The sequence below is a fragment of the Rahnella aquatilis CIP 78.65 = ATCC 33071 genome (assembly GCF_000241955.1).
GTDB classification, from domain to species: Bacteria; Pseudomonadota; Gammaproteobacteria; order Enterobacterales; family Enterobacteriaceae; genus Rahnella; species Rahnella aquatilis.
In genome coordinates, this window is sequence record NC_016818.1 from 3,578,223 (window position 1) to 3,598,108 (window position 19,886).

The following is a 19,886-nucleotide window of genomic DNA, read 5'->3' on the forward strand; positions in this document are numbered from 1 at the left end:
GGAGAGACAGAATTCATGCTTCCTACAATTATCGATATCAACGAAACCAACCTGCACCAGACACTGGAACAATCCATGTCCGTGCCGGTGATGTTCTATTTCTGGTCTGAACGCAGCCAGCATTGCCTGCAACTGGGCCCGGTACTCGACAAACTGGCCGTGGAATACGCCGGTCAGTTGATTCTGGCAAAGGTGGACTGCGATACCGAGCAGATGATCGCCCAGCAGTTTGGCCTGCGTTCGATCCCTGCCGTTTACCTGTTCAAAGACGGTCAGCCGGTCGATGGTTTCCAGGGGCCGCAGCCGGAAGAAGTGATCCGCGAACTGCTGCAAAAAGTGCTGCCGAAAGAAGAAGAGCTGAAACTGGCCGAGGCGCAGGAACTGTTGCAGGCGGGCAATGTTAATGACGCCCTGCCGTTGCTGAAAGAAGCCTGGCAACTGAGCAATCAGCGCAGTGATATCGGTCTGCTGCTGGCAGAAACACAAATTCATCTGAACCGCACCGACGATGCCGAAGCCGTGCTGGCAACCATCCCGTTGCAGGATAAAGATTCCCGTTATCAGGGGCTGATTGCGCAAATCGAGTTGCTGAAACAGGCCGCCGACACGCCGGAAATTCAGTTGCTGCAACAGGAATTACAGCAGGATCCTGAAAACGCTGAACTGGTGGTCAAACTCAGCCTGCAACTGCATCAGGTCGGACGCAACGAAGAAGCACTGGAACTGCTGATGGCTCCGCTGAAAAAAGACTTAGGTGCGGCGAACGGTGCGGCGCGTAAAACGCTGATGGATATCATGGCGGCACTGGGCACCGGCGATGCGCTGGCAGCGAAGTATCGTCGTCAGCTATATTCTTTACTCTATTGATCCACCCGGCTTCACCGTAAAACACGATGCGCGCGTCATTTAACCGGACGTGCGTTTTTTTTGGCTTTTCCCCCGCCTTTTATCCCCTGAACTATCCTTTTATTAATACGATGACTTAACGATTTGTGCGACAATTGAGGACGCGCCTGACCGGTCGGTGAGTGCGCCAGGGACATGTTTTTATTGGATTATTCCCGCGTGAATAGTCAGAACACAATTTTACAGGAGTTTACTACTATGTTTGACCTCATTCCCATCCCTATCCTTATTCTGATCGTGCTGGCGTTGCTGATGGTGTACGCCGGGATCAAGATCGTGCCACAGGGCTATCAGTGGACCGTCGAGCGTTTTGGCCGTTATACCAAAACCCTGATGCCGGGACTGAATCTGGTGGTGCCGTTTGTTGACCGCATAGGCCGTAAAATCAATATGATGGAACAGGTGCTGGATATTCCGTCACAGGAAGTGATTTCCCGCGATAACGCCAATGTGGCCATCGATGCCGTGTGTTTTATTCAGGTTATTGATCCCGCACGCGCTGCCTATGAAGTCAGCAATCTGGAGCAGGCTATCGTCAACCTGACGATGACCAACTTCCGTACCGTTCTCGGTTCGATGGAACTGGACGAAATGCTGTCACAACGTGACAATATCAATGCACGTTTGCTGCATATCGTCGATGAAGCCACTAATCCGTGGGGCGTAAAAATCACCCGTATTGAGATCCGCGACGTGCGCCCACCGGCTGAACTGATCTCCGCGATGAATGCGCAGATGAAAGCCGAACGTACAAAACGTGCCGACATTCTGGAAGCTGAAGGCGTACGTCAGTCCGCCATTTTGCGTGCTGAAGGTGAAAAACAGTCGCAAATTCTCAAAGCCGAAGGCGAGCGTCAGTCAGCATTTCTGCAGGCAGAAGCGCGTGAACGTGCGGCGGAAGCGGAAGCCCAGGCTACCAAGATGGTATCCGAAGCGATTGCTGCCGGTGATGTGCAGGCGATTAACTACTTCGTGGCACAAAAATATACCGATGCGCTGACGAAAATCGGTACTGCTAATAACAGCAAAATCATCATGATGCCGCTGGATGCCACCAGTCTGATGGGATCTATCGGCGGCATTGCTGAACTGCTAAAAGAAACCAAAGGCGGCAAATAATGCTGCATGATTTCATGGCAAATCCGCACGTATTCTGGCTGTCTCTGGGCGGCCTGTTGCTGGCGGCTGAGCTGACCGGTGCGAGTGGTTACTTGCTGTGGAGCGGCGTGGCGGCGGCCCTGGTGGGCGTTGTCACGTGGATCCTGCCGCTGCCATGGGAATGGCAGGGGACAGCGTTTGCGTTGCTGACCATTCTGGCAGCATGGCTGTGGTGGAAATGGCTGAACCAGCGGGTGGATAAATCTGCCGGTAATTCAGCCCTGAATCAGCGGGGCCAGCAATTAGTGGGCACTTACGCCACCGTACTGGAACCGGTAACGAATCAGTTCACGCGGGTACAAATCGGTGACAGCAGCTGGCGCGCGATCTGCACCACGCCGCTCAACGTCGGTGACAGAGTCGTTATCACCGGCGTGGAAGGCGCAACGCTGCGCGTGGAACCTGATGCCGGTTAATGTTGCTTTTGGCAACAGCCGCTGAGATTGTCGATGATCGGGCAATCCGCCCCGTCATCGCCGGGACAGGACTCGGCGAGCGTCAGTAAACGTTCACGCATCGCTTTCAGTTCTTCAATATGCCGCGCAATTTCGGCGGCCTTTTCTAATGTCCGCGCTTTCACGTCAGCGCTGTGCCTGTCAGGATTATGGAACAGCGCCACCAGTTCCTGACACTCTTCCAGCGTAAATCCGACCTGCCGCGCCTGGCGCAACAATGTCAGTTCTTCGATATGTTTTTGTGCATAGCTGCGGTAGCCGTTTTCACTGCGAGCCGGTGCGGTGACCAGCCCTTTCTCTTCATAAAAACGAATCGCTTTGCTGGTCAGCCCGGTTTTTTTCGCCACATCACTGATGTTCATTTTACCTCCTTGACCTTCCCCTTGCTGGAAGGTTTATGCTCTATAACTAGTGAAATTTGACAATCAGGTCAAGGCAAAAAGGAAATTCATCATGACGACTACCGTATTATCCCTGCAAGGCTTGTCCTGCGGGCACTGCGTTGCTTCAACGCGTAAAGCGCTGGAAGCGGTTGAAGGTACCACCTCTGTTGAAGTGTCTCTGGATAAAGCCGTTGTCCAGGGCGATGTCAGCAGCCAGAGTCTGATCGACGCCGTGGTTAACGCCGGTTACGACGCGCAGGTTGCAGGAGATGCATCCCCAAAATCTGAGCCGCTGACCGATAAGGCGAGTGTTTTGCCGGAACCCCTGTCAGCGGCCGCGTCACCTGTTCCGGCTGAAATTCACGCCCCGCAAGCCGCTGACGACAGCGTACAGTTGTTGCTCAGCGGCATGAGCTGCGCCAGTTGTGTCAGCAAAGTGCAACGGGCGCTGGAAGGCGTGGACGGCGTCGAACGGGCACGGGTCAATCTGGCGGAACGCAGTGCGCTGGTCAGCGGCGATGCGGATCAAAATGCGCTGATTGCCGCCGTTGAACGTGCAGGTTACGGCGCTGAAATTATTATCGACGAAACCAAACGCCGTGAGCGCCAGCAGCAAACTTCACGCAAAAGCATGATCCGTTTCAGCTGGCAGGCTGCGGTCGGCCTGGCTGCCGGTATCCCGATGATGTTATGGGGATTGCTCGGCGGCGAAATGATGGTCACTGCCAGCAATCAGACCGGCTGGCTGATTGTCGGCCTGCTGACACTGCTGATCATGATTGTCGCTGGCGGGCATTTCTACCGCAGTGCATGGAAAAACCTGATGCACGGCAGCGCCAATATGGACACGCTGGTGTCACTCGGTACCGGCGCAGCGTGGATTTTCTCCTTCGCTGTCAGCCTGTGGCCGGACGTGTTTCCGATGCAGGCCCGCCATCTTTACTATGAAGCCAGCGTGATGATTATCGGCCTGATTAATCTGGGTCACGCGCTGGAACAACGCGGACGTCAGCGTTCATCAAAAGCGCTCGAACGTTTGCTGGATCTCACCCCGCCGACCGCGCGCGTCGTCACCGCAGAAGGCGAGAAAACCCTGCCACTGGCGCAAGTGCAGCAAGGCATGACGCTGCGTCTGACCACCGGTGACCGTGTGCCGGTTGACGGTGAGATTCAAAGCGGCGAAGCCTGGATGGATGAAGCCATGCTGACCGGCGAACCCATCCCCCAGCAGAAATCGCAGGGTGAAAAAGTCCATGCGGGGACGCTGGTCAAAGACGGCAGCGTGCTGTTTCGCGCGGATGCCATCGGCAGCCAGACCACCCTTTCGCGGATCATCAAACTGGTGCGCGAAGCTCAGAGCAGCAAACCGGAAATCGGTAAGCTGGCGGATAAAATTTCTTCTGTGTTTGTTCCCGTCGTGGTGCTGATTGCTCTGTTCAGCGGCGCAATCTGGTACTTCTTCGGTCCGCAGCCGCAACTGATGTATACGCTGGTGATCGTCACTACCGTGCTGATTATCGCCTGCCCTTGTGCGCTGGGATTAGCGACGCCGATGTCGGTTACCGCAGGCGTTGGCCGTGCGGCAGAATTCGGCGTACTGGTGCGTGATGCCGATGCGCTGCAAAAAGCCAGTACCCTCACCACGCTGGTATTTGATAAAACCGGGACGCTGACGGAAGGCCAGCCGAAAGTGACGGATACACACACCTTTAGCGGCATCAGTGAACATCAGGCGTTGCGCTTTGCCGCCGCGCTGGAAAAAGGATCACACCATCCGCTGGCACAGGCGATTGTTGAAAAAGCTGACGGGCTGGACATTCCTGACGTGCTGAATTTCCGCACCCTTGGCGGCCTGGGGTTACGCGGTGACGTTGACGGTACGGCGTTATTACTGGGTAATCAGGCGCTGATGCAGGAAAATGACGTGGATACCGTTGATGCCAATACGCTGCTGGAAAGCATGACAGATGAAGGCGCGACGCCGGTCTTGCTGGCCGCAAACGGCAAACTGGCCGCACTGTTTGCGCTGCGCGACCCGTTGCGTGAAGACAGCGTCAGCGCCTTACAACGTCTGCATCAGCTTGGGTATCAGCTGGTGATGCTGACCGGCGATAACCCGCGTACTGCGCAGGCGATTGCCGCACAAGCGGGAATCGATAAAGTGATTGCCGGTGTGCGTCCCGAAGGCAAAGCCGATGCTATCAAAGCGTTGCAGGCCAAAGGTCAGCAGGTCGCCATGATCGGCGACGGCATTAATGATGCACCGGCACTGGCGCAGGCAGATGTCGGGATTGCAATGGGTGGCGGCAGCGATGTTGCTATCGAAACAGCGGCGATTACGCTGATGCGCCCGAGCGTGCACGGTGTCGCCGATGCACTGGCGATGTCGCAGGCGACACTGCGTAACATGAAGCAGAACCTGCTGGGCGCGTTTGTGTATAACGTGATTGGTATTCCGGTTGCCGCCGGTGTGCTTTATCCGCTGACCGGTACCTTGCTCAGCCCGGTAGTGGCGGGTGCGGCGATGGCTTTGTCCTCCATTACCGTCGTCGCGAATGCAAATCGTCTGTTGCACTTTAAGCCGAAAAAACAAGACGTTTCCTCTGTTCGCTAAAACGCTGACGCGTTAGCATGGTCTCTCATTTTTCGGGAGACCATGCATTATGGCGCAGTTTTACAACCGGGTGATCCGCTGGCTTCGCAGGCTGTTTCCCGTCGAGTATTCGTATCCCGCCATTGATATTCAGCTCCCCGGCAACCGCGCACTGCATCTGGTCGGCAGCATTCATATGGGTACGCAGGATATGCAACCGCTGCCTGCGCAACTCTTGCGCCGCCTGCAAAAAGCCGATGCGCTGATTGTGGAAGCCGATATCAGCGGCACGGAATCTCCCTTCAGCATGACCGGTGAATTTCCGCCACTGGCCGAACGCCTGCCTGAATCACAATATCTGCACGTCGAACGTCTATGCGAAGAACTGGGCGTATCCATGTGGACACTCAATCCGTTGCCGTCGTGGCAGATTGCACTGATGTTACAGGCCACGCAGGCGCAACGCCTCGGATTACGGGGAAATTACGGCATTGATTATCAGCTGTTGCAGACCGCCAAAAAGCAGGGGACGAGAATCATTGAACTGGAAGGGCCACAGGAACAGTTCGAATTATTGCAGCAGTTGCCGGACAACGGCCTGTCACTGCTGGAAGATACCCTGACGCACTGGCACACCAATGCCCGCCTGCTGCAAACCATGATCAGCTGGTGGCTGGATACCAAACCGGGGCTGGCGGTCGAGCCTCTGCCCAATACTTTCAGCAGCGATTTGTACGACATACTGATGAATCAGCGTAACCTGCGCTGGAAACAACTGCTTCTGGATCTTCCGCCGGGGAACTACGTCGTCGCCGTCGGCGCACTGCATTTGTATGGCGAAGGGAATTTGCCGGAATTACTGAAAGATTAAAAAAATGGCCGATATTTCTATCGGCCAGTCAAAGAGGAATTTCATTTTATTAGTTATAGCTTCAGTGCCAGCCTTTACAGGCACAGCACCGGCGGGCACAGGGTACCAATCTGTGTTGGGTCTTGGCAATAACCATTCATTGCTCTACTATTTCTTCCTCGCTTAATAATCGAACTTTATTGTTTAATTTCATCAGATTGAACGGCTGACGAAATTTCGAACAAAAACATAAAATAAAACAGAGGAGACAGGCTATGACCCCTGCCGTATTACTCCTGGAAAAGAATAAAGTCAGCTTCACCCTTCACCCGTATGAACACAGCAGCGATGAAACCAATTTTGGCGATGAAGCTGTAAAAAAACTCGGTCTGGATGCCCGTCAGGTTTACAAAACCTTGCTGGTATCGCTGAATGGCGATGCGAAAAATCTGGCCGTGGCGGTCACGCCGGTAGCCTCCCAACTGGACTTAAAAAAAGTCGCGAAAGCGCTGGGGGCGAAAAAAGCCGATATGGCGGATCCTATGATTGCACAACGTGTTACCGGTTATCTGGTCGGTGGCATCAGTCCGCTCGGGCAGAAAAAGCTGTTGCCCACGGTGATCGACAGCCCGGCACAGACGTTCGCTACCATTTATGTTTCAGGCGGTAAGCGCGGTCTTGATATTGAACTGGCGGCAGGCGATCTTTGTCGCTTACTGAAAGGTCAGTTTGCTGAGATCGCGAAAATCGGCTGACGGACCGGTACTCTGCACCTCTACAATAAGAAGGCTTCCTCCGCTATGACAGACACGACGTCAACGCCGGCCAGCCCGCAGAAAGACGCCGTCAAAAAGACTGCGTTTTCCATTCTGGCGGCGATCAGCGTTTCTCACCTGCTTAATGACATGATCCAGTCGCTGATACTGGCGATTTATCCGTTGCTGCAAAACGAGTTTTCCCTGAGTTTTACACAGATCGGGCTGATCACACTGACGTATCAGATCACCGCATCACTGTTGCAGCCGCTGATCGGCTATTACACCGACAAGCATCCGCAACCCTATTCTTTGCCGGTCGGCATGGGCTTTACGCTCTCCGGGCTGCTGTTGCTGGCTGTGGCGCAGAGTTTCCCTGTTGTGCTGCTGGCGGCGGCGCTGGTCGGGACGGGCTCTTCGGTTTTCCACCCTGAATCTTCGCGCGTGGCACGCATGGCTTCCGGCGGACGTCACGGGCTGGCGCAATCGCTGTTCCAGGTCGGCGGTAATTTCGGGGCTGCCCTCGGCCCGCTGCTGGCTGCGCTGATTATTGCGCCTTACGGTAAAGGCAATGTGGCGTGGTTCTCCCTGGCGGCGCTGCTCGGCATTGTGGTGTTACTGCAAATCAGTAAATGGTATCGCCAGCAAAACCTGATCGCCAAAACGCGCGGACCGGTGAAAAATCAGGTGACCGTGCTGCCACGTAAAACAGTGGTGATGTCGCTGGGTATTTTGCTGATCCTGATATTTTCGAAGTACTTCTACCTGACCAGCCTGAGCAGTTATTACACTTTCTACCTGATCCACAAATTTGGTGTATCTGTGCAAAGTGCACAAATCCATCTGTTTATTTTTCTGTTTGCTGTGGCAGCGGGCACCATTATCGGCGGTCCGGTGGGCGATAAGATTGGGCGCAAATACGTCATTTGGGCTTCAATTCTCGGCGTCGCGCCATTTACACTACTTTTGCCGCATGCCAGTCTGATGTGGACCAGCATCCTGAGCGTGATTATCGGTGTGATCCTGGCCTCTGCATTTTCGGCGATTCTGGTCTTTGCGCAGGAGCTGATGCCGGGGAAAGTCGGCATGGTATCGGGCCTGTTCTTTGGACTGGCCTTTGGTATGGGCGGGCTGGGTGCGGCAGTGCTCGGCTATGTGGCGGATAAAACCAGCATCGAGCTGGTGTATCAGATTTGTGCCTTCCTGCCGTTGCTCGGGATCCTGACGGCATTCCTGCCGAATATTGAACGTAAATAGCCTTTAACCTTTCCTTACCGGCTGCCGATAGTTAATTATCGGCAGCGTCTGAACCCTTATTCCCTTGATATCTGCCTTATAAAACCCATTTAAATCCCGCGTTGGAATTTTTTTTATCGTCTGCTGATTATTTTAAATAAAAAAGTCCAAAATTCCCCAACGTAAAAACGATTTTTACCATAAACTTAGAAACAATCAGCAACATATTTGCTTTATGCATAACCAGAAGGAGTCTGAATGCATCATTCTACGCCTCTCATCACTACCATCGTCGGCGGTCTGGTCTTAGCGTTCCTGTTAGGAATGCTCGCCAACCGCCTGCGAATTTCTCCTCTGGTTGGCTATCTCGCTGCTGGCGTGCTGGCCGGTCCGTTTACACCGGGCTTCGTTGCAGACACTTCACTGGCACCGGAGCTGGCAGAAATCGGCGTCATCCTGCTGATGTTTGGCGTCGGTTTGCATTTTTCGCTAAAAGATTTACTCGCCGTAAAGTCGATAGCCATTCCTGGCGCTGTAGCGCAAATCGCGGTAGCGACGCTGCTTGGGATGGGGTTATCGAGCCTGATGGGCTGGGATCTGGCCACCGGCCTGGTGTTCGGGCTGTGTCTGTCCACCGCCAGTACCGTGGTGTTGCTGCGGGCGCTGGAAGAACGGCAACTGATTGAAAGCCAGCGCGGGCAAATCGCCATCGGCTGGCTGATTGTTGAAGACCTGGTGATGGTGCTGACGCTGGTTCTGCTGCCTGCGTTCAGCGGCATGCTGGAAAGCCATCACTCCAGCCCGGTAGAACTGCTCACCGGGCTTGCCGTGACGATTGGTAAAGTGATCGCGTTTATGGTGCTGATGATGGTGGTGGGCCGCCGTGTAGTGCCGTGGATCCTCGCCAAAACCGCCAGCACCGGTTCACGCGAACTGTTTACGCTGTCTGTTCTGGCTTTAGCGCTGGGCATCGCTTACGGCGCCGTGGAATTCTTTGATGTGTCGTTTGCGCTGGGTGCGTTCTTCGCCGGTATGGTGCTCAATGAATCCGAACTTAGCCAGCGTGCCGCCCATGACACACTGCCGCTGCGCGATGCGTTTGCGGTGCTGTTCTTCGTGTCGGTCGGCATGTTGTTCGACCCGATGATTCTGGTGCGAGAACCGCTTACCGTGATCGCCACGCTGGCGATTATCGTGTTCGGTAAATCGATCGCCGCCTTCATGCTGGTAAAGATGTTCGGGCATTCCAAACGCACCGCACTGACGATTTCCGTCAGTCTGGCGCAGATCGGCGAATTCGCCTTTATTCTCGCCGGTCTGGGGATTTCGCTGGGACTGCTGTCTGAACATGGCCGTAATCTGGTGCTGGCGGGGGCAATTCTGTCGATCATGTTTAACCCGCTGCTGTTCACGCTGCTGGAAAAATATCTGGCGAAAACTGAAACCATCGAAGACCAGAGCGTTGAAGAAGCGGTTGAAGATGAGAAGCAAATCCCGTTCGATTTGTGCAATCACGCACTGCTGGTGGGCTATGGCCGCGTGGGCAGCCTGCTTGGCGAAAAACTTCAGGCCGCCGGTATCCCGCTGGTGGTGATCGAAAACTCACGTCCGCGTGTTGAAGCGCTGCGCGATCAGGGCATCAGCACGGTGCTGGGTAATGCCGCCAATCAGGAAGTGATGGATCTGGCGCGTCTCGACTGCGCGCGCTGGCTGCTGGTGACCATTCCCAACGGTTATGAAGCCGGTGAAATCGTCGCATCAGCCCGCGTCAAGCGGCCAAATATTGAAATTATTGCCCGTGCGCATTATGACGATGAAGTCACCTATATCCTGGAGCGCGGTGCGGATCGGGTGGTGATGGGCGAGCGGGAAATCGCCAACAGTATGCTGGGTATGCTGCAAATCGATATTATGACCGAAGACGAAAAACGGCCGTTTTGTCCGATCTGATAATCTGTGACTGCTTTAAAATAAAGGCGCAGTTCATCGCTGCGCCTGTTTAAGCCCCTTGCTAAACCAATTGCTTCTCTCTCACTGCCCTTCTGATTACCTTCCCACAATCATCAAAATAGCGGCTTGGCCAGATGACCTCTGGCGCAACACCCACAGCGCTGGCAATCAATATTTCGCCTTTTGGCCACGGGCGTGACAACGCGTTTGATAGTGTCGAAGAGGATAAACCTGCCGCGCGTGAAGTTGCCGCGAGCGTAGTGCCCCTTTTACGTAAGGCAGCAATGATGTCAGCAGGATGCCAGTCATTTTGATTGCTCATTCTTCACCTCCGCGAGTAAGCAGCAGAAGGAACGGCAGGAAAGTGGGGGTATGTGAAATTCTTTTCATAGTGCAACTCCAGATAATGAGGATGTTTAATTCTCCAGAATATCCGGGGTGCAATTCCCGACTGCGGATGTGCCGCAGCGCACGGATCATACCGTAATGACTTATTGACTGCCAATATGCAAATCAGTTACCTGAGAGGCTGATTCAGAGAAAATTCAAGCTGTTGCAGGGGATTACATCGTGCGACGGGTTTTGATTTAAGAAGCCTGAGGCTGGTTCCAAAATACCGCCGGAGGAGAGGTGAAAAACCGCGTGTCTTTTTACGCGGGTTGTAACCCGAACGGAGGGAACCGCAAAGCGGCGGGATTTTGCGGCTATCACTTCGCTGGCTGAAACTTAGCCTCAAGCGACAGCGCGCAGTAAAAGAGCCGGAGATTCTTAAGAGGCGCGGCGACAGGCGCCTCTTAAGGCCAGTTTGGGTGGCAACCCAAGGTCTTGACGTGGACAGCCACCTGGCTCCTTATCGTTCCCAGTAACTCTCTTCGAGGCTGTCTTCGCGTTCCGGCAGGCCACGCGTCAGACGCGGTGAATGCTGGTTCAGCACCTGATAACTCACACGGTTGGCATATTTACACACCTGCGCCAGTGAGGAATAGGTCAGATATTCGCGGGCATGTTTGCTGGAATTCGGCACTGAAGTCCGGTGGAAACCGTTCGCGGCGATATCGTGCAGCAACGCCGACAATGCACCATCACCCGCGCCGTTGGTGTTCATGATTTTTTCCGGCCCGCCCATGTATGGCGCGATATGGGAATAAATTTTCAGCGGTTGCTGACAACAGTCACGACGCATCGCGCGGCTGAATTCGTATTGATTGAATTCGGCAATCGCACCCGGCAGCAACGGATGCTGAGTGGTACGCTTGAACTCGTCTTCGGTGTAACTCGCCATAAACAGGCCATTCGGCCCGGCGGTACACAGAACCAGATCCACCCAGTCCAGCGCTTTATCAGCCGCCATCAGCGGATCTTTCAGGCCAGTCAGCGCATAACCTTCGTCTTCATTCATCGCCAGGATCGAGACGTGATCGTCAATAAAATCGCGCCATGCCTGGGGATCTTCCGCAATAACGTATTGTGTGCCCAGCGTTAACACCACCGGCACATGATACTTTTTGGCGTATTCAATCGCCTGCATGGTGGCTTCCGGCATCGGTTCGCCCGGCTTACTGCGCAGCAGATACGAGGTCAGTAACAGCGCAGAAGCCCCGGCAATCACATCTTCCGGCACGCTGTGCGCATGCAGTTCATTCATTTTGCCCGGGCTGATGGCAAAGGTGCGCTCGCCGGTATCGCTGATCAGCGTAAAGCAGCGACCTATCGCACCATCCACGCCTTGCAGGAAGTTAAGATCCACGCGGCTGGAGGTATTGCACAGATAGCGATACGCGTAATCACCAATTTTAACATTGTTACACATCACGCCCAGCAGCACCGAACGGTCATCGGCCAGCACAGAATAGTTGTGCAAAGTATTACCGACAGTGCCACCCGCAAACTGATGCGTGATCAGGGCGTTGCTCATCAGTTCCTGATACAGCGTTTCCGACATCTCATCATCAAGAATGTTGGATTCTCCGGGCGTCAGCCCGTAGCGGGCCACAAAATTTTCATCCACACGTGCTTCGATATCGACCATCGTCTGGTCGATACCAACGATATAAGAGGCCCCTGCATCCGATTCCGGCTGCATCTCCTGCAACATAGAATCACGCAATAAAGGGTCGCGCGCACTGACCGGAAAATAGTGTTTGGACTTACGTTTACCAGGAAATTTCATGCATTATTCTCGGGAGATTCAAAAAACTCAGGCTTCCTTCAGAAGTGCTGAGTGACCAGCTGTTGCAGCAAATCAATATGCTCCGGCTGGTCGTTTAAGGCGTCAATATATTCGAAGCGCTCGCCGCCTGCATGAATAAAAATTTCACGGTTCTCGCCTTTGATCTCCTCCAGCGTCTCCAGACAGTCTGCTGCAAAGCCCGGACAGAGGATCTGGATGTGCTTAACACCCTGAGCCGGAAGGCCTTTCAGTGTTTCATCCGTGTACGGCGTCAGCCACGGCTCGCGGCCAAAGCGTGACTGGAAGGTCAGCATAATTTTGCCCGCAGGCAGTTGCAGCGCGTCGGTCAGCGCCTGCACGGTATCGCGGCAACGCTGTTCGTAGTCATCCCCTTCAGCCACAAAACGCTTAGGAATGCCGTGGAAGGAGAGCACCAGGCGATCCGGTTCGCCATGCTGCTCAAACGAACGCAGGATGCTGGCCTTGAGCGCGGAAATGTATGCCGGATGGGTGGCGTAATCACGGATAAAGCTCAGTGAAGGCAGGCGGCGCTGAGATTTCAGCACCCGCGCAACGCCGTCAAACACCGCCGCGCTGGTTGAGCAGGAATATTGCGGATACAGCGGCAGCACCACCATTTTGGTGACACCCTGCGCCAGCAGTTTTTCAATCGGCTCCTTCATGCCCGGCTTGCCGTAGCTCATCGCCAGCTCAACCGGTGTACCCGGCAGGCGTTCTGCCAGGGCTTTCTGCTGGCGACGGCTGTACACCATCAGCGGTGAGCCCTCTTCCATCCACACCGCTTTATACAGTTTGGACACGCGCGGAGAACGCAGCGGCAGGATCACCAAATTCAGGACAGGCCACCACAGCCAGCGGGGCGTATCTACCACACGGATATCACTCAAAAATTCAGCCAGGTATTTTTTAACGGCCTGCGGGGTCGGAGCTTCCGGGGTGCCGAGGTTGACCAGGAGAACACCGAATTTGGTCTGCGTCATGCTGAATTTCCTAAATTGAAGGCACTGAAGCCAGTGCAAAAAGTGATGGGCGCCACCGTTTATTTGTCAGGCAGTAAAGAGGCGCAGGCCATTGTAACGAAAACAAAGAGGATCGGAACAACGGCAAAAGCTATTAATGCGAACAGTTATTAATACCCTTCATACTTTACGTGGCAAATGCGCCGGCTGCGTTTATTCACGACTCGCTGACTTCAGAAAAACAAACGGGGCGACCGAAGTCACCCCGTGATAGCGTGCAGAACAGACGATCAGCTCAGAATGGCAGCCAGTTCGTCACGCACAGCAGAGACCTGTTGTGTGCCGTCAATTTTGACGTACTTTGTGTTGCCCGCTTCGGCTTCTTTGCTGTAGTAGGACACCAGCGGCTCAGTCAGCTCATGGTATTCCACCAGACGTTTACGCACGGTTTCTTCCTGATCATCTTTACGGGTGATCAGTTCTTCGCCGGTCACATCGTCTTTACCTTCCACTTTAGGCGGATTGTAATGGATGTGATAAACGCGACCAGAGCCAGGGTGCACGCGACGACCTACGATGCGATCGACGATCAGTTCGTCAGGCACGTCGAATTCCAGCACGTAATCCACTTTGATGCCCGCGTCTTTCATGGCATCAGCCTGCGGAATGGTACGAGGGAAACCGTCTAACAGGAAACCCTTACGGCAATCTTCCTGCTGAATACGTTCTTTCACCAGTGCGATAACCAGTTCGTCGGTTACCAGTTTACCGGCATCCATAATCTCTTTTGCTTTCTTGCCGAGTTCACTTCCGGCCTTCACAGCGGCGCGCAACATATCACCGGTAGAAATTTGCGGAATACCAAATTTCTCCATGATGAATTGAGCCTGAGTACCCTTACCTGCGCCCGGAGCGCCCAGCAGAATGATACGCATTGCGTAAATCCCCTTGCATGTAATTTTTATGAATCTCGAAAAACGCTCAACCATACCATTCTGAGCACTTTTGCTCAAGGAACAAGCCCTGCTGAAATTGGGGTTAAGCCTGCGCTGACTGGCGTTTTATTCACTGTGCCCGCAAGCCCACGGGCAGCCGGATAACGGCTCCGCCTTACGGGGAGTTTTCTATAAACAAAAAAGGGTGTCGTGTTAACGACACCCTTCCGGTTTAACGGTACGACGTGCGAATTACGCCTGAAGCAAGGTATTCATACGGCGGATAAACAGGTTTGGATCTTCCAGCGTGCCGCGTTCTGCAAACAGCGCCTGATCCAGCAACAGCTCGATCCATTCGCTGAACTGATCTTCGTCAGCCACATCAGAAGCACGTTTTACCAGCGCGTGTTCCGGGTTCAGCTCAAAGATGTATTTCACTTCCGGCGCGTCCTGACCCGCAGCAGCAAACAGTTTGGCCATTTGCGTGGTCATTTCATCAGCACCGGTGGTCACAATAGCAGGCGTGTCGGTCAGACGGTGCGTCAGACGCACTTCTTTCACGCGATCACCGAGCAGGGTTTTCACCCGCTCAACAAACGGTTCCAGCGCTTTTTCGGCTTCTTTCTGCTCTTCGCTTTCGTCAGCCAGTTTGTCCAGTGTGTCATCTGCCTTGCTGACGGACTGGAAGACTTTGCCATCGAATTCAGTCAGATAGCTCATCATCCATTCATCGATGCGGTCAGACAGCAGCAGAACTTCAATGCCTTTTTTGCGGAACAGCTCCAGATGCGGGCTGCTCTTCGCGGCGGCATAGCTGTCGGCCGTGATGTAGTAAATTTTGTCCTGGCCTTCGACCATCGACGCCACATACTCTTCCAGCGACAATGTCTGCTCGCTGCTGTCGTTGCGGGTGCTGGCGAAACGCAGCAGTTTGGCGATCGCTTCTTTGTTTGCGCCGTCTTCTGCCGGGCCTTCTTTCAAGACCAGACCAAACTGTTTCCAGAATTGCAGGTATTTTTCGTTGTCGTCTTTCGCCAGTTTTTCCAGCATTTGCAGAACACGTTTGGTCAGCGCACTGCGCAGGTTCTGGGTAATGCGGCTGTCCTGCAGAATTTCACGGGACACATTCAGCGGCAGATCGTTGGAATCTATCAGACCGCGCACGAAACGCAGGTAGTTCGGCATGAACTGCTCGGCTTCGTCCATGATAAACACGCGCTGAACATAGAGTTTCAGGCCATGCTTGTGATCACGGTTCCACATATCCCACGGTGCCTGTGAAGGGATATACAGCAGGCTGGTGTACTCCTGCTTACCTTCAACGCGGTTGTGGCTCCAGCTCAGCGGATCGCTAAAATCATGGGAAATGTGTTTGTAGAATTCTTTATATTCGTCGTCGGTGACTTCCGCTTTACCGCGGGTCCACAGGGCCTGCGCCTTGTTGATTTGCTCCCAGGTGACGGTGTCGTCTTCTTCGTTACGGGTTTCAATTTCAACCGGCAACGCAATATGGTCGGAATATTTGCTGATAATGGAACGCACGCGCCAGTCATCCAGGAACTCGTCCTGATCTTCGCGCAGATGCAGGGTAATTTCAGTCCCGCGATCGGCTTTCTCGATATCGGCCAGGGTGTATTCACCTTCACCGGCCGATTCCCAGAACACGCCTTCTTCCGCGCTGGCACCGGCTGCACGGGTGCGCACGGTGACTTTGTCAGCCACGATAAAGGCCGAATAGAAACCGACACCAAACTGACCAATCAGCTGGCTGTCTTTCGCCTGCTCGGAACCGACAGATTGCAGGAACGCTTTGGTACCGGATTTGGCGATGGTACCAAGGTTGTCAATAACTTCGTCGCGGCTCATGCCGATACCGTTATCGCTCAGCGTCAGTGTGCGTTTTTCTTTATCAAACGCCAGACGGACATGCAGCTCGCCATCACCTTCATAAAGTTCAGGCGCAGACAACGCGCGGAAACGCAGTTTATCAGCGGCATCTGAGGCGTTGGAGATCAGCTCGCGCAGGAAAATTTCTTTGTTGGAATACAGGGAGTGGATCATCAGATGAAGCAGTTGTTTTACTTCAGACTGGAATCCGCGTGTCTCTTGTCCTTTCATACTCATCAAATTACCTCAATCCAGATACTGTTATTGACCAAATCAGACGTTGAGGAATAAGTGGGGTTAGGCGTCGTGCTTTTCAAGCGCAGGGAAAATTTTTTAAGAAGAAATGCAGAGGGATAGCGGAAGAAAACGGGGCGCAGAAGACCGCGCCCGCATAACAGTCAGAACCGGAAGGGATGACGTCCGGCAAGGGAATGCGACAGCGTGGTGCCGTCGACCATATCCAGTTCGCCACCGACCGGCACACCGTGCGCGATACGGCTCGCCAGCACGCCGTACTGGCCGCACATTTCAGCGATGTAGTTGGCGGTCGCTTCACCTTCGACCGTCGGGTTAGTCGCGAGGATCACTTCCTGAATATTTTCACTTTCAAGACGCTCTTCCAGACGGCCTAAACCAATGTCGTCAGGCCCGATGCCATCCAGGGGCGACAGGTGGCCCATCAGCACAAAATAGCGACCAGAGAACTGACCGGTTTGTTCTATCGCGTGAATGTCCGCCGGACTTTCCACCACACAAATCTGGCCGTTTTCTTTACGCCGTGGATTGGCGCAAATCGTACAGATTTCCTGCTCGGTGAAGGTCCGGCAATCGGCACAATGGCCAATTTCAGACATGGCACGCGTTAAAGACTGTGCCAGCCGCATTCCGCCGCTGCGATCACGTTGCAACAACTGGAATGCCATACGTTGCGCAGACTTCGGGCCAACGCCCGGCAGGCAACGCAACGCCTCCATTAAAGATTCAAGGAGAGGGCTGGTTTGCATCAGAACGGCATCTTAAAGCCTGGTGGCAATTGCATGCCGCCAGACACGGCTGCCATTTTTTCTTTCTGAGTTTCGTCGATACGGCGTGCTGCATCGTTGAACGCCGCAGCGATCAGGTCTTCCAGCATGTCTTTATCGTCTTCCAGCAGGCTTGGATCGATTTCAACACGACGCACGTTGTGTGCACCGTTGATGGTGATTTTCACCAGGCCAGCGCCTGACTCACCGGTCACTTCCAGCTGAGCGATTTCCGCCTGAGCCTGTTGCATTTTTTCCTGCATTTGCTGGGCCTGTTTCATCAGGTTACCAATGCCGCCTTTTCCAAACATAGTCTTCTCTCTCAGCAATGGCCGCGTCACAATCGCGGCGTTTAAATGGGGCGAATACTTTCTTCATCCAGCTCAGCGTCGAAGAAACGGCGCAAAGTCTGGATGTTGTTATCCGCAATAATAGACTGACGCGCCTGCGCCAGTTTTTCTTCATAAATGGCCTGTCGCCATTCCAGCGGCGTCTTCACCGCCAGATTATCATCTTCCAGCACGGTCAGTTCAACCGGCATCTGATGCAGTGCCGATAAGGCATCCGTCAGCACTTTCTGTGCAGACGGCGAATTCAGATGCTTTTGCGATGAACGCAGGTGCAGGCAGATTTTGCCTGGCTCCGGCTGCTCGCGGTACGCATTCAGCGCCAGTTGCTGCACCAGTTTAGGAATGGTCATCCGGCTGATCTCAGCCGCCCATTCATCACGTTCAATCGCTTCTTCCGCCAGACGGGAAGCCAGTTCCGGCGATTTTTCGTGTTCCAGCGCGGTGCGCAACGCTTTCGGTGTCGCCACCGGCTCCGGTGCGACCTCCGGTTCCATCATCGCTTTCCAGCGATACGCCTCTTCTTTTATCGGCGCGGCAGGTTCTTTCTTCACGGCCAACGTCTGCGCACGTTCAGTCACCGAAGCGAGGCGCTCCAGTGCTGAGGTTGCCGGCCGCGCTTTTCCTGGCGCTGCCGGCTCAGCTTTTTTTGGGGTGGTACTCCCCTGCCTGAGCAATTGTGTTCGCGCCTGTAAAAGTTGCGCGGTGGAATCCGGCATCGCCGCCGGTTCAGCAGTTCCCTGCGGCGGCGGGGCATTATAATTTTGCTGTGTTGGCTGTTGCGGCGGCGCCTGATGTACGGGCTGTGGTGCCACATACGCCGGTGCGGCCACCGGTTGCGGAGCCGGTTCAGCAATAATCACTTTCGGGTGGAAGGCCAGCGCGCGCAACAGCGTCATTTCAACGCCCATGCGTTTGTCCGGTGCATAGGCCAGCTCTTTGCGGCCAATCAGCAACGTCTGGTAATAAAGCTGCACATCAACTGGCGGAATGACACGCGCCAGTTCGCGCAGGCGTTGTTCAATCGCCGCGTAATGATTATCGAGAACCGACGGTAACAACTGAACCATCGCAATACGGTGCAGCAGCGCCAGCGTTTCCACCAGCAGGTTTTCCCAGTCGACCCCGCGGGATGCGGCCTGTTCCACCTGCGCCATCATCTGACCGCCATCGGCGCTCACCAGCGCTTCGAGCATCGCCAGCGGTTGTTCGTCGTCCAGCGTACCGAGCATTTGGGCGACGGTTTCCGTGGTGACGGCCCCCTGCCCCATCGCGATCGCCTGATCGGTCAGACTCAGCGCATCACGCATACTGCCGTCGGCCGCACGGGCCAGCAGTTGCAGCGCACGCGGTTCCGTGGTGATGGTTTCCTGCGTTAATACATGTTCGAGCTGTTTGCGGATCTGTTCAGCGTCCAGCGCTTTCAGATGGAACTGCAAACAACGCGATAAAATGGTGACCGGCAGCTTTTGCGGATCGGTGGTTGCCAGCAGGAATTTGACGTGCGCAGGCGGCTCTTCCAGCGTTTTCAACAGCGCATTGAAGCTGTGGCGCGAGAGCATGTGCACTTCGTCAATCAGGTAAACTTTGAAGCGGCCACGCGCCGGTGCGTATTGCACGTTATCGAGCAACTCGCGGGTGTCTTCCACTTTGGTACGGGATGCGGCATCGATCTCAATCAGATCGACAAAACGGCCCTGCTCGATTTCGCGGCAGTTATCGCACACGCCACAAGGCGTGGAGGTGATCCCGGTTTCACAGTTAAGCCCTTTCGCCAGCAGGCGGGCGATGGTGGTTTTCCCTACGCCACGGGTACCGGAAAACAGGTAGGCGTGATGGATGCGCCCGAGCGACAGGCCATTGGCCAGCGCGGTCAGCACATGTTCCTGTCCGACGACGTCGGCAAAAGTTTGGGGGCGCCACTTACGGGCAAGAACCTGATAGCTCATTAACACTTCATCGTTGATTTATAATGAATAATTTGACGATACACGAAAAAACATCGTTTAACCCGTCTTTCTGCGCTGGTCTGCGAAACGGAGACTGAAGACCCGGCATAATGATGCCTGAGCCAGACTACCACTTCTTAGTGTACCAGCAGGGTCGCCATCATTCCTATTACTTTACTTTTGCGTACCGCGCCGCAGTTTCTCCGCCTTCTTCCTCCTCCTGACAATTCACCTCACGGGATGAGGGCAAATTTTGCGCTTTCATTACACTTAAATTCACCTCTGTTCTGATAATGCTTCCTGCCTGTCG

The 19,886-nt window shown here is 54.3% G+C and carries 17 protein-coding genes and 1 other annotated feature; of the genes, 8 read left to right on the forward strand and 9 right to left on the reverse strand.

The window, feature by feature from the left end:
• The first annotated feature begins 15 nt into the window (after nucleotides 1-15).
• The 3 genes from RAHAQ2_RS16270 to RAHAQ2_RS16280 all read left to right on the forward strand — a co-directional run bounded on the left by RAHAQ2_RS16270 (nucleotide 16) and on the right by RAHAQ2_RS16280 (nucleotide 2,480).
• Complete coding sequence (locus RAHAQ2_RS16270) at nucleotides 16-867, forward strand: co-chaperone YbbN (protein ID WP_015698275.1); 852 nt, start codon at nucleotides 16-18, stop codon at nucleotides 865-867.
• 237 nt (nucleotides 868-1,104) lie between these two features.
• Complete coding sequence (locus tag RAHAQ2_RS16275) at nucleotides 1,105-2,025, forward strand: SPFH domain-containing protein (RefSeq protein ID WP_015698276.1); 921 nt, start codon at nucleotides 1,105-1,107, stop codon at nucleotides 2,023-2,025.
• Nucleotides 2,025-2,480, forward strand: a complete 456-nt coding sequence (locus RAHAQ2_RS16280; protein ID WP_015698277.1) for an NfeD family protein — start codon at nucleotides 2,025-2,027, stop codon at nucleotides 2,478-2,480. Before RAHAQ2_RS16275 ends, RAHAQ2_RS16280 begins: the two co-directional genes overlap by 1 nt.
• Here the strand turns inward: RAHAQ2_RS16280 and cueR are convergent.
• Nucleotides 2,477-2,881, reverse strand: a complete 405-nt coding sequence (cueR, locus tag RAHAQ2_RS16285) for a Cu(I)-responsive transcriptional regulator (RefSeq protein WP_015698278.1) — start codon at nucleotides 2,879-2,881, stop codon at nucleotides 2,477-2,479. The two genes, RAHAQ2_RS16280 and cueR, sit on opposite strands and share 4 nt — an antisense overlap.
• A 91-nt stretch (nucleotides 2,882-2,972) precedes the next feature.
• On the opposite strand from cueR, the gene copA reads away from it, so the two are divergent.
• The 5 genes from copA to ybaL all read left to right on the forward strand — a co-directional run bounded on the left by copA (nucleotide 2,973) and on the right by ybaL (nucleotide 10,286).
• Nucleotides 2,973-5,516 (forward strand): copper-exporting P-type ATPase CopA, encoded by a 2,544-nt coding sequence (gene copA / locus RAHAQ2_RS16290; protein ID WP_015698279.1) that lies wholly within the window; start codon nucleotides 2,973-2,975, stop codon nucleotides 5,514-5,516.
• Nucleotides 5,517-5,565: 49 nt separating this feature from the next.
• Nucleotides 5,566-6,366, forward strand: coding sequence for a TraB/GumN family protein (locus RAHAQ2_RS16295; protein ID WP_015698280.1), 801 nt, complete (start codon nucleotides 5,566-5,568; stop codon nucleotides 6,364-6,366).
• A 254-nt stretch (nucleotides 6,367-6,620) separates the two neighbouring features.
• Complete coding sequence (gene ybaK, locus RAHAQ2_RS16300; RefSeq protein ID WP_015698281.1) at nucleotides 6,621-7,100, forward strand: Cys-tRNA(Pro)/Cys-tRNA(Cys) deacylase YbaK; 480 nt, start codon at nucleotides 6,621-6,623, stop codon at nucleotides 7,098-7,100.
• A gap of 45 nt (nucleotides 7,101-7,145) precedes the next feature.
• Nucleotides 7,146-8,357 (forward strand): MFS transporter, encoded by a 1,212-nt coding sequence (locus RAHAQ2_RS16305; RefSeq protein ID WP_015698282.1) that lies wholly within the window; start codon nucleotides 7,146-7,148, stop codon nucleotides 8,355-8,357.
• Nucleotides 8,358-8,594: 237 nt separating this feature from the next.
• The gene (gene ybaL, locus RAHAQ2_RS16310) at nucleotides 8,595-10,286 is read left to right on the forward strand and encodes a YbaL family putative K(+) efflux transporter (protein ID WP_015698283.1); all 1,692 of its coding nucleotides are present in this window, start codon (nucleotides 8,595-8,597) and stop codon (nucleotides 10,284-10,286) included.
• 61 nt (nucleotides 10,287-10,347) lie between these two features.
• Here ybaL and RAHAQ2_RS25065 read toward each other — a convergent pair whose 3' ends face one another.
• From RAHAQ2_RS25065 to dnaX, 8 genes are all read right to left on the reverse strand, one after another.
• A complete protein-coding gene (locus RAHAQ2_RS25065; RefSeq protein WP_015698284.1) occupies nucleotides 10,348-10,608 on the reverse strand; it encodes a helix-turn-helix domain-containing protein in 261 nt (86 codons plus the stop codon).
• A 528-nt stretch (nucleotides 10,609-11,136) separates the two neighbouring features.
• On the reverse strand, nucleotides 11,137-12,456 hold the full coding sequence (locus RAHAQ2_RS16315; RefSeq protein WP_015698285.1) for an inosine/guanosine kinase: 1,320 nt from the start codon (nucleotides 12,454-12,456) through the stop codon (nucleotides 11,137-11,139).
• 38 nt (nucleotides 12,457-12,494) lie between these two features.
• Nucleotides 12,495-13,457: a ferrochelatase gene (gene hemH / locus RAHAQ2_RS16320; RefSeq protein WP_015698286.1), complete on the reverse strand. Its 963-nt coding sequence runs from the start codon at nucleotides 13,455-13,457 to the stop codon at nucleotides 12,495-12,497.
• 269 nt (nucleotides 13,458-13,726) lie between these two features.
• The gene (gene adk, locus RAHAQ2_RS16325; protein ID WP_015698287.1) at nucleotides 13,727-14,371 is read right to left on the reverse strand and encodes an adenylate kinase; all 645 of its coding nucleotides are present in this window, start codon (nucleotides 14,369-14,371) and stop codon (nucleotides 13,727-13,729) included.
• 252 nt (nucleotides 14,372-14,623) lie between these two features.
• Nucleotides 14,624-16,489, reverse strand: coding sequence for a molecular chaperone HtpG (htpG, locus tag RAHAQ2_RS16330; RefSeq protein ID WP_037040127.1), 1,866 nt, complete (start codon nucleotides 16,487-16,489; stop codon nucleotides 14,624-14,626).
• A gap of 167 nt (nucleotides 16,490-16,656) precedes the next feature.
• Nucleotides 16,657-17,262, reverse strand: a complete 606-nt coding sequence (gene recR / locus RAHAQ2_RS16335; protein WP_015698289.1) for a recombination mediator RecR — start codon at nucleotides 17,260-17,262, stop codon at nucleotides 16,657-16,659.
• Nucleotides 17,262-17,591: a YbaB/EbfC family nucleoid-associated protein gene (locus RAHAQ2_RS16340; protein ID WP_013576599.1), complete on the reverse strand. Its 330-nt coding sequence runs from the start codon at nucleotides 17,589-17,591 to the stop codon at nucleotides 17,262-17,264. The genes recR and RAHAQ2_RS16340 overlap by 1 nt, the downstream gene beginning before the upstream one ends.
• A gap of 41 nt (nucleotides 17,592-17,632) precedes the next feature.
• Complete coding sequence (gene dnaX, locus RAHAQ2_RS16345) at nucleotides 17,633-19,576, reverse strand: DNA polymerase III subunit gamma/tau (protein WP_015698290.1); 1,944 nt, start codon at nucleotides 19,574-19,576, stop codon at nucleotides 17,633-17,635.
• Nucleotides 18,233-18,297, reverse strand: a sequence feature (DnaX frameshifting element). (Overlaps the previous gene by 65 nt.)
• Nucleotides 19,577-19,886: the final 310 nt, after the last annotated feature.

Excerpts from the sequence above, each read along its gene's own strand:
- RAHAQ2_RS16280 (WP_015698277.1), top strand. The coding sequence starts at position 2,025 with ATGCTGCATGATTTCATGGCAAATCCGCACGTATTCTGGCTGTCTCTG.
- cueR (WP_015698278.1), bottom strand. The coding sequence starts at position 2,881 with ATGAACATCAGTGATGTGGCGAAAAAAACCGGGCTGACCAGCAAAGCG.
- RAHAQ2_RS16275 (WP_015698276.1), top strand. The coding sequence starts at position 1,105 with ATGTTTGACCTCATTCCCATCCCTATCCTTATTCTGATCGTGCTGGCG.
- recR (WP_015698289.1), bottom strand. The coding sequence starts at position 17,262 with ATGCAAACCAGCCCTCTCCTTGAATCTTTAATGGAGGCGTTGCGTTGC.
- adk (WP_015698287.1), bottom strand. The coding sequence starts at position 14,371 with ATGCGTATCATTCTGCTGGGCGCTCCGGGCGCAGGTAAGGGTACTCAG.
- ybaL (WP_015698283.1), top strand. The coding sequence starts at position 8,595 with ATGCATCATTCTACGCCTCTCATCACTACCATCGTCGGCGGTCTGGTC.
- RAHAQ2_RS16305 (WP_015698282.1), top strand. The coding sequence starts at position 7,146 with ATGACAGACACGACGTCAACGCCGGCCAGCCCGCAGAAAGACGCCGTC.
- ybaK (WP_015698281.1), top strand. The coding sequence starts at position 6,621 with ATGACCCCTGCCGTATTACTCCTGGAAAAGAATAAAGTCAGCTTCACC.
- hemH (WP_015698286.1), bottom strand. The coding sequence starts at position 13,457 with ATGACGCAGACCAAATTCGGTGTTCTCCTGGTCAACCTCGGCACCCCG.
- dnaX (WP_015698290.1), bottom strand. The coding sequence starts at position 19,576 with ATGAGCTATCAGGTTCTTGCCCGTAAGTGGCGCCCCCAAACTTTTGCC.
- htpG (WP_037040127.1), bottom strand. The coding sequence starts at position 16,489 with ATGAAAGGACAAGAGACACGCGGATTCCAGTCTGAAGTAAAACAACTG.
- RAHAQ2_RS16270 (WP_015698275.1), top strand. The coding sequence starts at position 16 with ATGCTTCCTACAATTATCGATATCAACGAAACCAACCTGCACCAGACA.
- RAHAQ2_RS25065 (WP_015698284.1), bottom strand. The coding sequence starts at position 10,608 with ATGAGCAATCAAAATGACTGGCATCCTGCTGACATCATTGCTGCCTTA.
- RAHAQ2_RS16295 (WP_015698280.1), top strand. The coding sequence starts at position 5,566 with ATGGCGCAGTTTTACAACCGGGTGATCCGCTGGCTTCGCAGGCTGTTT.
- RAHAQ2_RS16315 (WP_015698285.1), bottom strand. The coding sequence starts at position 12,456 with ATGAAATTTCCTGGTAAACGTAAGTCCAAACACTATTTTCCGGTCAGT.
- RAHAQ2_RS16340 (WP_013576599.1), bottom strand. The coding sequence starts at position 17,591 with ATGTTTGGAAAAGGCGGCATTGGTAACCTGATGAAACAGGCCCAGCAA.
- copA (WP_015698279.1), top strand. The coding sequence starts at position 2,973 with ATGACGACTACCGTATTATCCCTGCAAGGCTTGTCCTGCGGGCACTGC.